Here is a 14,307-nt window from a genome sequence, read left to right as displayed (position 1 = left end):
TAATGGCAACATTTTTCTTAGTGATCATTTATTTGGCTTTTATTAGCTTAGGTTTACCAGATTCCTTGTTAGGAGTTACATGGCCATTAATGCGAGCGGAATACGGAGCACCAATGGAAATGGCTGGATGGCTATTTATGGCGATTGCAGGTGCCACAATTGTATCGAGTCTATTTACAGGGAAAGTTCTTAATAGGTTCGGTACTGGTAAGGTGACTTTTATTAGCTGTCTTCTGACGGCTGTAGCGATACTTGGATTTAATTTTGCACCATCAATGATTTGGCTGTTTATATGTGCAATCCCACTTGGATTAGGAGCAGGTTGTGTGGATGCTGCTTTAAACAATTATGTGGCTGCCCACTATAAGGCACACCACATGAGTTGGCTTCACTGCTTTTGGGGAGTGGGGGCTACGCTTGGGCCAATTATTATGTCTTCGTACCTTACGGGAGATCAATCGTGGAGAAGTGGATATTTTGCCATTGCTGGCCTTCAGTTTGGATTAGTCGTTATTCTTTTCTTAACCTTGCCGTTATGGGAAAAGGTAGCTAGTAAATCGACCAACAAACTAAACACAGAAATAGATTCATCTATCAGTCATACTACAAAAAATGAAAAGCCTCTTAAAATTAAGGGTGTAAAGCTAGCCATGGCTACGTTTTTATTTTATTGCGGTGCTGAAGCAGGCGTAGGTCTTTGGGGAAGTAGTTATTTGGTAAACGTAAAAGATTTGTCAGTAGGAGTAGCGGCTCAGTGGGTTTCTTTATATTATGGAGGCATTACGATAGGCAGGTTCTTGACCGGATTTATTACGCTAAAGGTTGATAACAAAACGTTAATTCGCTCAGGTCAGCTGACAGCTCTTGCTGGTACGATCCTTTTGCTATTACCCATACCATCAATATTTTCTCTTGTAGGTTTAATATTAATTGGATTAGGCCTGGCACCCATTTTTCCATGTATGTTACATGAAACTCCAACACGATTTGGAAAGGAACATTCTCAGACGATTATGGGTTATCAAATGGCGCTTGCCTATACGGGAAGTACCTTTTTACCACCATTACTAGGATTGGTGGCTGCTCAAACAACGATTGGTATTTTTCCCTTTGTGATCGTACTCTTTGCAATTGGGATGCTTTTGGCTTCTGAAAGGTTAAATAGAATCATGATCGAAAGGAAGGCCTTATTGAAAAGAAATACTGAATCAACTGCTATGTAACCAATAGGGAGGAGTGGAGAGAATTGAAAATTGAGCATATAGCCATCTGGGTGAAAGATTTAGAAAAAATGAAAGCTTTTTATGAAAGATACTTTAAGGGAAAATCAAATGAAAAGTATCATAATGTGAAAAAAGGCTTTGAATCTTATTTTATTCAATACGAAAGTGGAGCGCGTTTAGAGATTATGCGCAAAGTAGGAGTGGATAAAGAAGATCAAGCTGACAGAATCGGTTGGGCACATGTCGCGTTTTCACTTGGCAGTAGAGAAAAGGTCAATGAACTTACGGTGAAGCTTCAAGAAGATGGGTATGTTCTCGTTGATGGACCACGTCTGACAGGTGATGGCTATTATGAGAGTGTAATAGTGGACCCTGAAGGGAATCTTATTGAATTAACCGTATAAAACTTACTAAAATATGGCTGCCTTTTAGGGTGGCTTTTTTTGTTTTATTATGTTGGCCTAGCTATCCTCTACCAATGATAATAAAAGATCATTATGACCTAGCTTTTTATTGGGGCATTTTTTTTATTTAGGCATATGATGAAATGCATGATTAATTATAAATAGATTACATGAGTAGGAGGTTGTATCTATGTACAACTACGGCAATCCTTATTACTATGCCTACAATTATCAACCAGTCCAACCGTATTATTATTATGAAGATCCATATGTTTCTACATTAAGACAACCAGTTGATTTAGGAAGAAGATGGGAAGTTGAAGAAGGTGGTTATAGAGGTGTATGGACAAGACGTGGAAACAGCAATGTGTTTGATGGCAGATGGACGAGAGCCGGACAAACGCCAATTACCGCTGTATTGAGAATGAATGTGGACGGCAATTTCGTCTGTATTTCAAGAAGAAATAGTAGCGACGGAAACAATTGTCAGTACGTAGGCAGAATTGAAGGAAACAGAGTAGTTGGCAGTAATGTGTGTAACAGAGGCGGTGGGTCTTGGAGCGGTACGATTTTAAGAGGGCCAGCAGAACCAGATTTAGGAAGAAGATGGGAAGTTGAAGAAGGTGGCTGGAGAGGAATTTGGACACGACGAGGAAATAGCAATGTATTTGACGGTAGATGGACTAGACAAGGTGCAACACCAGTTACAGCCGTGTTAAGAATGCAACAACAAGGAAACCAGGTTCGAATTGAACGTCGAAATAGCAGCGATGGAAACAACTGTACCTACACAGGTAGAATAGAAGGACGAAGAGCATCCGGAAACTTTACATGTGACCAAGGTGGAGGAAATTGGAGTGCTACGATCACTGGATAATGAAATTGAGAAGGGCTACTAATTAGTAGCCCTTTTATTGTATAAATTGATGCTCCTATTTGATAAAATGGAAATATAAGGAGGTTGGTGCTTTGATCTTGGTATTTCTAGCTTCTGTTTTCATTGTTATTACGTTGGCTTTCTGGATTGATTCCAAAAGAAAGAAAAACAAGAATAATCCTCACATTCCTACCAACCCGAACGCGAAACCTGGAGACAGCACTAACTATTTGATGGGGGATAATAAATATACGGGTGGGTCCCAATGATTGTGGTGAAACAAGTAGGAGTGGTAAATTGAATAAGTCTGACAAACTCATCATTGTAATCCATGAAATATATGGAGTTAACCAACATATTAAGACATACTGTAACCATTTTGCCAAGTTGGGGTATAAGGTTTTTTGCCCTAATCTTTTAAATAACGAACACCCCTTTCCGTATGACCATGAAGAAACAGCATATCAGCATTTTATGCATGAAATCGGTTTTTTAATGGCTAGGGACAAGATCAATAAGATGATAAAAGAAAATAGGGAAAAGTATAAAAAAATTTATCTTGTCGGATTTAGTGTGGGCGCAACCATTTCTTGGCTTTGTAGTGATGATGAAGGCGTTGATGGGATAATTGGTTATTATGGGTCGAGAATAAGAAATTACATGAATGTCTATCCAAAATGTCCTGTGTTACTATTTTTTCCTGAAAAAGAAGAAGCTTTTCATGTAGACGATTTAATTCCTAAATTAATAGAAAAGAACGTGGAAGTAAACAAATTCGAAGGAAAACATGGATTTAGTGATCCCTTCTCTATGAAATATAATAAACATTCTGCCGAAGAAGCATTTCAAAGTGTGATAGATTTTTTAGATCGTCTAGAGGTGCGCGATATACCCATCAATTGAATGGCCAAAAATACAGTGGAGAGGGAAAATCTCCACTGTATTTTATTCTGAAAAAGAAATAGGTGATCCCGTTGATGTGTGTTGATTCATCCATTCTAGAGAGACTTTTGAGACCGTTTGCCAATCAGGAATTTCTGATTTGTGCTGCTCGACCCAACTCATGCAGAATTGAGAGTCAATTCCGTTTTCTTCACATTGTTGTAAAAATGATTGGATACTGGATTCAGTACAATTTTCGAAAGAGCCGCAGGTGGTTTGAAAAATCTTCTCCATTTTCGTTTGTTGTGCATTTTCCTCGACCATAATAGTACCTCCTATCGATATTTGTTTGCCAACTTAAGTATCTCCATATGGCAAAAAAATATTTCAATAAACGGAATCCAGTTAGTGTAACGATTCCACTAGTATCTAGAAATTCCCTGTCCTAGACAGCATCTAAAGATTCCGATTGCTGTATTCAATTTGATTCAATATTTAACTTTTTCATTCGGTACTGTAAACTTTGTCGGCTTAGTCCAAGTAAGTTGGCTGACTTAGAAATATTAAAGTCGTTTTTCTTTAGGACATGTTCAATATATGATCGTTCAAACAACTCCATTTGGTCCTTTAACGGGACGGTGACATCATTGCTCTCTTTAATAAAATGGTCCACTGTTGATAAAGGGATCATCATTTCTTTCATTTGCATTTTGCTTCGATATTGGAAAGGTAAATGAGAGTATTGAATCTCTTCTTCATCCATAATAATGTTCATGGCAGCTTCAATGATATGTTCAAGTTCTCGAACATTTCCAAGCCAATCATATTCCATGAAGGATCTAGTCACTTCTTCAGATAAACCTTTCACATTCATTTGAAAACGTTCATTATACTTTTCGATAAAATGTTGAACAAGAAGGGGAATATCTTCCTTTCGATCCCTTAACGGAGGAACAAAGAGAGTGACAACTCCCAGTCGATAATACAAGTCTTTTCGTAAATGATCATTGGCAATCGCATCAATTGGGTCCTCATTAATATTGGCAATGACTCTTACATCTACCGCTGTATCCTTTGTATCACCTACACGACGAATCATTTTTTCCTGTAGAACTCTTAATAATTTGGCTTGAAGATTTAGATTTAAGGAGTTGATTTCATCCAGTAATAATGTACCGCCAATTGCTTGTTCAAATAACCCTGGTGAGTCAATAGCACCTGTGAACGCTCCACGCTTTGTTCCAAATAATAGACTTTCTATTAAATTATCAGGTAGGGCTGCACAGTTCTGTGAAATAAAAGGAGCCGAAAACCGGTTGCTAGCATTATGAATGCTTTGCGCAAACAGCTCCTTTCCCGTTCCGGTTTCGCCAACAATTAACACATAAGAAGAGGTTCGTGCAGCACGTTTCGCGAATTCAATCACTTCTTTTATCGCAGGACTAATGCCGATAATATGATCAAACGTAAACCGAGTCGTCCCTTTCGTGTTCATATTTCCTTTCATAAGGCGTTCTAGTTTCGTGACATCATTGGCAATTTCAACCGCTCCTTGAATTTCACCATCTTTAAAAATAGGGAATGTATTGTTGATAGTTGTAATTTCTCGACCTTTATTGTTGAAGTACGTCTGTTTTACATTTGTGGTTTCCTTGCCTTCTTGAAGCGCTTGTACAAGAGTACTAGATTGATCGTCTTTAAACATAAACACATCTAGTAGGTTTTTATCAATTACATCGTGTAAATCCATTGATTCCATCTGCATCATTTTCTTGTTATAAATTATGGTCTTTCCGGTTTCATCCACTGCGTGAACGCCAACCTCTACCTCGTCCAAAATTCTCTCATATAACTTATTTACATATTGAAGATACGATAATGATTTCTTTGAATTTTCCATGAGTGTTCTCCCTTGATTTAGTCCCATTACCAACTATTTAATCAAAACAAACTTCATAACGCAAAATATTTTTTGCTATTTGTGACAAAAAAACGAAAATAGTGCAAAAATTTATTGCATCTAATTAAAGTGAAACCTTTATGTGACGCAAAAATAAAAGTTGGCACAAAACTTGCATTAAACATTTTGAAGAATCAAAAGGGGGAAAAAGAATGAAACCTTATACACATGAACCATTTACCAAATTTTCAATTGAAGAAAATAAACATGCCTTTCAAGAAGCGCTAGCTTATGTCCAAACACAACTAGGAAAAGATTACCCAGTGATCATTGGAGATGAAGAAATTACAACAGAAGAGAAAATCGTTTCAATTAATCCAGCGAATAAGGAAGAGATGATTGGTACCGTATCTATGGCTAATCAAGAGCTAGCGGAGAAAGCGATGCAGGCTGCTCTGACAGCATTTGAAAGCTGGAAAAAGTGGAAACCTGAGCACCGTGCAAACATATTATTCCGTGCTGCTGCAATAATGCGCCGACGTAAACATGAATTTTCTAGTTATCTAGTAAAAGAAGCAGGGAAACCGTGGAACGAAGCGGATGCGGACACAGCAGAAGCCATTGATTTTCTTGAGTATTACGGGCGTCAAATGCTGAAGTTGAAGAACGGAATGGATGTGCAAAGTCGTGTAGGTGAGTACAATCAATTTCACTATATTCCACTTGGAGTAGGAGTCATTATTTCACCGTTTAATTTTCCGCTTGCAATTATGGCAGGAACTACGGTTGCAGCCATTGTCACAGGAAATACGGTGTTATTAAAACCAGCCAATTCAACACCAGTCATTGCTGCAAAATTTGTAGAGTTAATGTATGAGGCGGGATTGCCTAAGGGAGTGTTGAATTACGTACCTGGCAGTGGAGCGCAAATCGGAGATTATCTTGTTGATCATCCGAAAACTCGCTTTGTGTCGTTCACGGGTTCTCGTGAAGTGGGATGCCGAATCAACGAGCGTGCAGCTAAAGTTCATCCTGGACAAATTTGGATCAAGCGAGTGATCGCTGAAATGGGTGGAAAAGACACAGTGATCGTTGATAACGATGCAGATTTAGATCTTGCTGCTGCTTCTATTGTTTACTCGGCATTTGGCTTTTCAGGACAAAAATGCTCGGCAGGATCAAGAGCGGTAGTACACCAAGATGTGTATGAGGAAGTGCTAGAAAAAGCTGTTGCCTTAACAGGTCAGCTGACTGTCGGGAGTCCAGAATTACAAGAAACCTACATGGGACCTGTTATTGATGAAAAAGCATACAAAAAAATAATGGAGTATATCGAAATCGGCAAACAAGAGGGCATGCTAATGGCCGGTGGTGAAGGAGATGATTCTAAAGGTTTCTTCATTAAGCCAACAATCTTTGCCGATGTAGATGAAAAGGCCCGCTTGATGCAAGAAGAAATTTTTGGACCCGTTCTAGCATTCTGTAAAGCTCGTGACTTTGACCATATGATGGAGATCGCAAATAACACGGATTACGGACTAACTGGTGCCCTTATCTCTAATAATCGTGAGCATATCGAACGAGCTAGAGAAGAATTTCATGTTGGTAATCTTTATTTCAACCGAGGCTGTACAGGTGCCATCGTTGGCTATCAACCTTTTGGTGGATTTAATATGTCAGGCACAGACTCTAAAGCTGGTGGACCTGATTATTTACTATTGCATATGCAAGCAAAAACAACATCAGAAACTCTATAAAACAAGGAGGTAACACAATGAATCAAACAACTTCTAAAACTACTAATATTATTGAACAAACTCAAAAATTTGGAGCAAATAACTATCATCCGCTACCGATCGTTATTGAAAAAGCAGAAGGTGTATGGGTGGAAAATCCGGAAGGCGATCGTTATATGGATATGCTGAGTGCTTACTCAGCAGTGAATCAAGGGCATCGTCATCCGAAAATCATCCAAGCCCTGAAGGATCAAGCGGATAAAGTTACACTAACGTCACGTGCCTTTCATAATGATCAGTTAGGACCTTGGTATGAAAAGATTTGTAAGCTAACGAAGAAAGACATGGCACTGCCGATGAATACAGGGGCAGAAGCGGTAGAAACCGCCCTAAAAGCTGCTCGTCGCTGGGGCTACGATGTGAAAGGGATTGCTGAGAATCAAGCAGAAATCATTGCATGCACAGGTAACTTTCATGGAAGAACTCTTGGGGCAGTGTCCTTATCATCAGATCCGGAGTACAAGCGTGGCTTTGGTCCACTTTTACCAGGGATTACGTTAATTCCGTACGGGGATCTAGAAGCTCTAAAGGGAGCCATCACCCCAAATACTGCCGCATTCTTAATGGAACCAATTCAAGGAGAAGCGGGAATTCTTTTACCACCAGAAGGGTTCTTAAAGGCTGCATCTGACTTATGTAAAGAACATAATGTATTGTTTATTGCAGATGAAATTCAAGTTGGCCTAGCGCGTACAGGAAAAATGTTTGCATGTGATTGGGAGGAAGTGGACCCAGATATCCTTATTTTAGGAAAAGCACTTGGTGGGGGAGTATTCCCAATCTCTTGTGTGGTCGCAAACGCTGATGTTTTAGGAGTATTCAATCCAGGTTCACATGGATCTACATTTGGAGGAAATCCTCTTGCTTGTGCCGTTTCGCTCGCTTCTCTTAAAGTTATTGAGGAAGAAAATTTAGTAGAGCGTTCCCTAGAGTTAGGAGAGTATTTCCTGAATCAACTTAAAACGATCAACAATCCGAAGATAAAAGAAATTAGAGGGAAAGGGTTGTTTATCGGTGTGGAACTTACTGAAGCAGCTAGATCATATTGTGAGCAACTAAAGGAAGCTGGGTTGTTGTGTAAAGAAACCCATGAAACGGTGATTCGTTTTGCGCCACCATTAATCATAACAAAGGAAGAAATCGATTGGGCATTTGAAAAAATTCAAAACGTGTTAGGTTCTTAATGTCAATCGTTAACCAATATTACTAAATCGACGAGGGGTAGAACTATGCCTAATAATACTGTGGTAAATGCGATCGAAAAGGATCAACAAAAGGAACAAGAATCACTTAACTTGTTTTACTCAACGCAAACGGTTATTCAAAAAGCCTTAAATAAGCTAGGGTATACACACGAAATGTATGAATTGTTAAAAGATCCAATCAGAATGCTAACGGTTCGTATTCCGGTCCGTATGGATGATGGGACGGTTCAAATTTTTACGGGATATCGTTCACAGCACAATGATGCTGTGGGACCGACGAAAGGTGGCGTGCGTTTCCATCCGGAAGTAGATGAGGAAGAGGTAAAGGCACTATCGATCTGGATGAGCTTGAAATGTGGGATCACGGATCTTCCTTATGGAGGCGGGAAAGGTGGAATTATTTGTGATCCGCGAAAGATGTCCTTCAGAGAACTCGAGAGATTAAGTCGTGGGTATGTTCGGGCAATCAGCCAAATTGTTGGACCAACAAAGGATATTCCAGCACCAGATGTATACACAAATTCACAAATTATGGCGTGGATGATGGATGAATATAGCCGTTTACGTGAGTTTGATTCTCCCGGTTTTATCACAGGAAAACCAATCGTATTAGGTGGATCTAAGGGAAGAGAAACGGCAACTGCCCGAGGAGTAACGATTTGCGTGGAAGAAGCGGTAAAGAAAAAAGGCTTTGAATTACAAGGAGCAAGAGTGGTCATTCAAGGGTTTGGAAATGCAGGAAGCTATTTAGCAAAGTTTATGCACGATGCAGGGGCAAAGGTGATCGCAGTTTCAGATGTATATGGGGGAGTTCACGATCCAAATGGGCTCGATATCGATTATCTTCTCGATCGACGCGATAGTTTTGGAACCTTTTCTAAAATCTTTGAAAACACGATAAGTAATTCAGAATTATTAGAGCTTGACTGTGACATTTTAGTACCTGCAGCTATTTCAAATCAAATTACCGCTCAAAATGCAGCCAATATTAAAGCGAAAATTGTGGTGGAAGCAGCTAACGGTCCAACCACCCTTGAAGCAACAACCATCTTAACAGAACGCGGAATATTGTTAGTGCCAGATATATTGGCAAGTGCAGGAGGAGTTACGGTTTCTTACTTTGAATGGGTGCAAAATAATCAAGGCTATTATTGGTCAGAGGAAGAGGTCGATGAAAAACTATCTAAGGTGATGATCCATTCCTTTGAAAATATACATCAAACAGCTGCGCTCCATCGTGTAGATATGCGCTTAGCAGCATATATGGTAGGGATTAAAAAAGTGGCAGAAGCGGCTAGATTCCGTGGTTGGGTATAAGGTGAGCAGTTATAAATAAGGTTACTGAACCTTTATTAGGCAGCCCTGTAAGTAAAAAAGATTTGTAAAAGGAGTGAACCTAGTTGCTAGGTAAAGTATGTGAATTTATTTATAGTCCTTGTTCCGGTACGATAGAGAAGGTTCTTACAGGGGAAAGTAACCATGTGTATGAATGGGAAAAGTTATTTGTTATTAAAAAGAATAACGGCTGTACAGAAGAAATATCAATTGGAATTAGTGGCCATATCACTTCTTTACATGTGAAAGAAGGCGAAGTTGTGAATCCTTTGACTGTACTAGCTACCATTCAGGATGACCTAATAATTACCGGATCTGATTAGAAATCAAAACTCTTTCCGATCAAACGGAAAGAGTTTTTTTGCATCCCTAATGCAAAATTCAATTTTAAATGCAAAAATTCTTGGCATAACATGTTCGAAAAAAGTTCACAATTAAAGCTTTTCCATTTTGGCATGAAATTTGCATTATAGAAGATGTAAGCGCATACTTACAAGGGAAAAGGGGGATATAATGAATTTACCGGAAAACAACACTTCGTATGAATTAAAAAGAACAATGAAGACTCGTCACTTATTTATGATCTCACTAGGAGGGGTAATAGGATCGGGGTTATTCTTAGGATCTGGCTACACGATTAGCGAAGCGGGTCCGATGGGGGCAATTCTATCTTATCTAGTGGGTGGACTTATTATGTTTTTAACAATGCTGTGCCTTGGTGAGTTATCTGTTGCCATGCCAGTATCAGGCTCCTTCCAAACTTACACGACCAAATTTATCGGACCAGGAACGGGATTTGCCCTGGGTTGGTTATATTGGCTCGGGTGGTCTGTAACGGTGGCATTGGAATTCCTGGCAGCAGGGCAGTTGATGGAAAGATGGTTTCCTGATGTTCCGGTTTGGATTTGGAGTGGGATCTTTGCTGTCGTCTTGTTCTCCTTGAATGCATTATCGGCTAGAGCTTTTGCGGAAGCAGAATTCTGGTTTTCTAGTATTAAAATATTAGCCATTCTACTTTTTATTGTGTTAGGTGGAGCAGCTTTATTCGGATTCATCGATTTAACAGGTGGACAAGAAGCGCCGTTCTTATCTAATTTTACGGCTCATGGCTGGCTTCCGAACGGATTTTCCGCGTTAATTATTACGATGATTGCTGTTAACTTTTCGTTTCAGGGTACAGAATTAATTGGGATTGCTGCTGGGGAAAGTGAAAACCCAGAGAAAACCATTCCTAGATCCATCAAGCAAACGGTTTGGAGAACTCTTGTATTCTTTGTCCTGGCGATTTTTGTGGTTGCTGGATTAATTCCGATGGAAAAAGCGGGAGTGATTGAGAGTCCTTTTGTTGTTGTATTTGATAGCATCGGAATTCCGTATGCGGCAGATATTATGAATTTTGTTATTCTAACAGCCTTACTTTCAGTTGGAAATTCAGGTTTGTATGCTGCTACACGAATGTTATATGCCATGTCAAAAGAAAAAATGGCAAGTCCAGTTTTAACAAAAGTAAACAAAAAAGGTGTACCGATGAATGCTTTGGTATTAACGATGGGGATCTCTCTCCTATCGCTTCTTTCAGGATTTTTCGCAGCAGAAACGGTGTTTGTATGGCTGCTTTCAATTGCTGGACTCGGTGCACAAGTCGGTTGGATTTCAATTACTGCTTCTCAAATTGCCTTCCGTAGAAAATATATTCGAGACGGCGGTAAGTTAGAGGATCTAAAATTTAAAACACCGTTTTTCCCGGTACTTCCGATCATCGCGCTTACATTAAATATTATAGTACTTGCTAGCTTAGCATTTGACTCAGAGCAACGATTAGCCCTTTATCTAGGCGTTCCGTTTGTCATTGCGTGCTACTTGATTTATCACTTCAAGATAAAAGCACAACATGAAAATAAGGAAGAAGCAAATTACCAAGTACGAAAAGTACAATGACCATTCAAAACAAGAAAGCTTTATGCCCTTTATGGATATAAAGCTTTTTTGTTTTTGCTAGGGTGATATTAGGATGGGTTAATATGGTAAAATGGTTTATCTAAGTACGAGACAATGATTATGTTGAGAAAGATGGAAATGTGATTCGACGATATTGGATAGAAGTGGAGTAAAACTATGGAGAAAAAAACAGCTGATTATTGGATTAACCAGTTAGATTTAGAACCTCATGCAGAAGGAGGGTATTTCAAACAGTCTTTTCGATCAAGTGAAAAATTGGCCAATCAATCGAGAGTCCTTTATACAAGTATTTATTTTCTTTTGCGAGAAGGTGAGGTTTCTCATTTTCACCGTTTACAATCAGATGAATTGTGGTATTTTCATGCTGGTCAGTCTCTTTCCATTCATATGATCCATGAAAATGGAGAATACGAAGAAGTCAGACTTGGCTTAGATATTGAGGAAGGAGAAGTGCCGCAAATAGCAGTTCCGAAGAATACAATCTTTGGTTCATCCGTACTAACTATAGGTGGTTTTGCTTTAGTTGGTTGTATGGTCTCTCCTGGATTTGAGTATCAAGACTTTGAGCTATTTACGCAAAAGCAATTGCTACAGGATTACCCTCAACACGAAGCAATTATCAAGAAACTAGCGTATGAGATTTTACCCGAATAAAGGAGAGAAACTTGATTTGAATGATATACAAATATCGGTAAGAAGAATTAATGAGATGGAAATGTCGTTAACTGCTTTTAACTCTAAAAGGTCGTTGTATGCGGATAAAACCAATTTGATCGTGAAAAAGATGGGTTCTTCCACACTATTGATAGATGAAAATGTGCCGGATTCCATATATTTTAACCGAATCAAAGGCTTCGGGAACAAGGATGTACCTATAATAGATGATATTTTAGGTGAGTATGCAAGTAAGCAAATCACTCCATGCTTCGACTTAACTCCAAGCGATATCAGCATGGAGGTTGCTCAAGCGCTAATGAAGAGAAGATATGCATGTTGTGAACAACTTGCCTTTCTGGAGGTGGATCCTAAAGCCTATGAAAGGGAACAAAGAAATATCGCCGTTGAGATTGTAAAAGTAACAGAAAAAAACGTTGAAGAATTCCTAAATCTCATCGCTCTCTCGAATGGAAGAGACATTGAGGAGGATTTGGCACAAGAAAAGGCTAATTATTTTGTTCAGCCCTATTTCAAAAACTTCATAGCCTACATAAACGGTCAACCATCAGGTATGGGGTCACTATTTATAGAAGGAAAAGAAGGGTATATTGCCAATGATTTTACTTTTTTATCGTATAGAGGTAAGGGAATACATCAAGCCTTACTCGATTATCGGATCAAGCTTTCCCAAGCTATTGGATTAACAAAAGTATATACAGATGTTGAATTTGGCTCAATCAGCCATAATAATATGCTGAAACTGGGATTTAGTCAGGTGTTTATTAATTCTTTCTGGATTAAGCAAGAATAGTATTCATACTTGAAACCTTTACACTCCTTACACCTATATAGTTGTAAGGAGCCGGAAACGAGGAGTCTTCCAATGAGAGGGGAAAGTGTGATGAGTGTATACGTAGGTGTAGGGATTATAGGTGCTTACCTGTTATTATCATATTTATGGTACCGGTGCAGTATAAGTATATAAAACAATTAAAAGAGACTCAGAAAAGAAACAAGGAAAGAGGAGTTTATGTAGAAGAGCACTATGATCAAATGAGCTTTGAAACACAACTGTTACACTTTAATGCGCAAGGAAATCTCTTGTTCATAGGGGCCAATCTGTTGGCACCCCTTGTTTACAAATGGAAAAATAGAAAGAAAAACAACACATTTAAATATTGACAAATTAAAATTTATGTGTTATTATAAAATATTTACATATTGAAAATAACCCCCCTTAATGATAAATTGGTAAAGTACCAATTGGTATATTTTGTTTATCAGATGAGGAGGAATAGTGTGAGGATTTATAATGGTGTAGATATCTTACAACTAGACATACAAGGATTTACATTAAACCCAACCTTATTGTGGGATGATGAAGTTGCCTTATTAATTGATACGGGAATGCCTGGGCAATTGGAACAAATTCAACAGGCAATGAACAATATAGGAGTCCCGTTTGAACGATTGAAAGCTGTTATACTCACTCATCAAGACTTGGATCACATAGGGTCCCTTCCTGATATTTTATCGGTGGCAACACAGGAAATAGAAGTGTATGCACATGAGCTTGATAAACCATATATTGAAGGGAACTTGCCATTGCTAAAAACCGATCCCAATCGAATGAGTAAAGAAGCGTGGGACGCGCTACCTGATTCAATGAAATTTTTGTACCAAAATCCTCCTACCTCACTTGTGGATAAAACATTACACGGAGGAGAATATCTTCCTTTTGCAGGTGGTATACAAGTATTATCCACCCCAGGTCATACGCCAGGTCACATCAGTCTCTACCACAAAGTCAGTAAAACATTAATTGCTGGCGATGCCATGGTTGTATCAAACGGGATATTGAGAGGTCCTATCCCACAGTCAACTTTAGATTTGGAAACAGCCTATAAATCTTTGGAACAGTTTATAGATTTGGAAATAGAGCAAGTGATTTGTTATCACGGTGGATTATGTGTAATAGAGGATAAAAAACAACTCGAACAATTATTGCTTACTTAATTCATTCAACAGAGGTTTTTGGAGCTGCCATTTTTGGCAGTTTTTTTGATATA

General features: G+C 38.8%; 16 protein-coding genes. 14 read left to right on the top strand and 2 right to left on the bottom strand.

What is annotated here, in order from left to right; all coding sequences use genetic code 11:
- Positions 1-2: 2 nt before the first annotated feature.
- From ACRX5O_RS15530 to ACRX5O_RS15510, 5 genes are all read left to right on the top strand, one after another.
- A complete protein-coding gene (locus ACRX5O_RS15530) occupies positions 3-1,223 on the top strand; it encodes an MFS transporter (protein ID WP_433906771.1) in 1,221 nt (406 codons plus the stop codon).
- Positions 1,224-1,246: 23 nt separating this feature from the next.
- Positions 1,247-1,627 carry a VOC family protein gene (locus tag ACRX5O_RS15525; protein WP_433906770.1) on the top strand — a complete coding sequence of 127 codons (381 nt, stop codon included), beginning with the start codon at positions 1,247-1,249 and terminating at the stop codon, positions 1,625-1,627.
- 190 nt (positions 1,628-1,817) lie between these two features.
- Positions 1,818-2,504: a hypothetical protein gene (locus ACRX5O_RS15520; protein ID WP_433906769.1), complete on the top strand. Its 687-nt coding sequence runs from the start codon at positions 1,818-1,820 to the stop codon at positions 2,502-2,504.
- A gap of 92 nt (positions 2,505-2,596) precedes the next feature.
- On the top strand, positions 2,597-2,773 hold the full coding sequence (locus tag ACRX5O_RS15515) for a hypothetical protein (protein ID WP_433906768.1): 177 nt from the start codon (positions 2,597-2,599) through the stop codon (positions 2,771-2,773).
- 28 nt (positions 2,774-2,801) lie between these two features.
- The gene (locus tag ACRX5O_RS15510; RefSeq protein ID WP_433906767.1) at positions 2,802-3,407 is read left to right on the top strand and encodes a dienelactone hydrolase family protein; all 606 of its coding nucleotides are present in this window, start codon (positions 2,802-2,804) and stop codon (positions 3,405-3,407) included.
- 42 nt (positions 3,408-3,449) lie between these two features.
- On the opposite strand, the gene ACRX5O_RS15505 is transcribed toward ACRX5O_RS15510, so the two are convergent.
- Both ACRX5O_RS15505 and ACRX5O_RS15500 read right to left on the bottom strand, forming a co-directional pair.
- Positions 3,450-3,710, bottom strand: a complete 261-nt coding sequence (locus ACRX5O_RS15505) for a hypothetical protein (protein WP_433906766.1) — start codon at positions 3,708-3,710, stop codon at positions 3,450-3,452.
- A gap of 154 nt (positions 3,711-3,864) precedes the next feature.
- A complete protein-coding gene (locus ACRX5O_RS15500; protein WP_433906765.1) occupies positions 3,865-5,286 on the bottom strand; it encodes a sigma-54 interaction domain-containing protein in 1,422 nt (473 codons plus the stop codon).
- A gap of 212 nt (positions 5,287-5,498) precedes the next feature.
- On the opposite strand from ACRX5O_RS15500, the gene pruA reads away from it, so the two are divergent.
- From pruA to ACRX5O_RS15455, 9 genes are all read left to right on the top strand, one after another.
- Entirely contained in the window at positions 5,499-7,043 is a 1,545-nt protein-coding gene (pruA, locus tag ACRX5O_RS15495; protein ID WP_433906764.1) for an L-glutamate gamma-semialdehyde dehydrogenase, read from the top strand.
- Between the two features lie 17 nt (positions 7,044-7,060).
- A complete protein-coding gene (locus ACRX5O_RS15490; protein WP_433906763.1) occupies positions 7,061-8,266 on the top strand; it encodes an ornithine--oxo-acid transaminase in 1,206 nt (401 codons plus the stop codon).
- Positions 8,267-8,311: 45 nt separating this feature from the next.
- Positions 8,312-9,604 (top strand): Glu/Leu/Phe/Val family dehydrogenase, encoded by a 1,293-nt coding sequence (locus ACRX5O_RS15485; protein WP_433906762.1) that lies wholly within the window; start codon positions 8,312-8,314, stop codon positions 9,602-9,604.
- Between the two features lie 83 nt (positions 9,605-9,687).
- Positions 9,688-9,945: a biotin/lipoyl attachment domain-containing protein gene (locus tag ACRX5O_RS15480; RefSeq protein ID WP_433906761.1), complete on the top strand. Its 258-nt coding sequence runs from the start codon at positions 9,688-9,690 to the stop codon at positions 9,943-9,945.
- 190 nt (positions 9,946-10,135) lie between these two features.
- Positions 10,136-11,560, top strand: a complete 1,425-nt coding sequence (locus tag ACRX5O_RS15475) for an amino acid permease (RefSeq protein WP_433906760.1) — start codon at positions 10,136-10,138, stop codon at positions 11,558-11,560.
- Positions 11,561-11,737: 177 nt separating this feature from the next.
- The gene (locus tag ACRX5O_RS15470) at positions 11,738-12,235 is read left to right on the top strand and encodes a cupin domain-containing protein (protein WP_433906759.1); all 498 of its coding nucleotides are present in this window, start codon (positions 11,738-11,740) and stop codon (positions 12,233-12,235) included.
- A 16-nt stretch (positions 12,236-12,251) separates the two neighbouring features.
- Complete coding sequence (locus ACRX5O_RS15465) at positions 12,252-13,049, top strand: GNAT family N-acetyltransferase (RefSeq protein WP_433906758.1); 798 nt, start codon at positions 12,252-12,254, stop codon at positions 13,047-13,049.
- Between the two features lie 146 nt (positions 13,050-13,195).
- Positions 13,196-13,420, top strand: a complete 225-nt coding sequence (locus ACRX5O_RS15460) for a DUF3949 domain-containing protein (protein ID WP_433906757.1) — start codon at positions 13,196-13,198, stop codon at positions 13,418-13,420.
- 117 nt (positions 13,421-13,537) lie between these two features.
- Complete coding sequence (locus tag ACRX5O_RS15455; RefSeq protein ID WP_433906756.1) at positions 13,538-14,254, top strand: MBL fold metallo-hydrolase; 717 nt, start codon at positions 13,538-13,540, stop codon at positions 14,252-14,254.
- Positions 14,255-14,307 lie beyond the last annotated feature (53 nt).

Origin of the sequence: Robertmurraya mesotrionivorans (assembly GCF_050971805.1) — a bacterium.
GTDB lineage: Bacteria > Bacillota > Bacilli > Bacillales > Cytobacillaceae > Robertmurraya_A.
The sequence above is the reverse complement of the archived record's forward strand: the minus strand, read 5'-3'. Positions and strand labels throughout refer to the sequence as shown.

Bases quoted from the DNA above. Each gene is read 5' to 3' on its own strand.
- ACRX5O_RS15530 (WP_433906771.1), top strand. From the start codon at position 3: ATGGCAACATTTTTCTTAGTGATCATTTATTTGGCTTTTATTAGCTTA.
- ACRX5O_RS15520 (WP_433906769.1), top strand. From the start codon at position 1,818: ATGTACAACTACGGCAATCCTTATTACTATGCCTACAATTATCAACCA.
- ACRX5O_RS15505 (WP_433906766.1), bottom strand. From the start codon at position 3,710: ATGGTCGAGGAAAATGCACAACAAACGAAAATGGAGAAGATTTTTCAA.
- ACRX5O_RS15500 (WP_433906765.1), bottom strand. From the start codon at position 5,286: ATGGAAAATTCAAAGAAATCATTATCGTATCTTCAATATGTAAATAAG.
- pruA (WP_433906764.1), top strand. From the start codon at position 5,499: ATGAAACCTTATACACATGAACCATTTACCAAATTTTCAATTGAAGAA.
- ACRX5O_RS15490 (WP_433906763.1), top strand. From the start codon at position 7,061: ATGAATCAAACAACTTCTAAAACTACTAATATTATTGAACAAACTCAA.
- ACRX5O_RS15485 (WP_433906762.1), top strand. From the start codon at position 8,312: ATGCCTAATAATACTGTGGTAAATGCGATCGAAAAGGATCAACAAAAG.
- ACRX5O_RS15475 (WP_433906760.1), top strand. From the start codon at position 10,136: ATGAATTTACCGGAAAACAACACTTCGTATGAATTAAAAAGAACAATG.
- ACRX5O_RS15470 (WP_433906759.1), top strand. From the start codon at position 11,738: ATGGAGAAAAAAACAGCTGATTATTGGATTAACCAGTTAGATTTAGAA.
- ACRX5O_RS15460 (WP_433906757.1), top strand. From the start codon at position 13,196: ATGGTACCGGTGCAGTATAAGTATATAAAACAATTAAAAGAGACTCAG.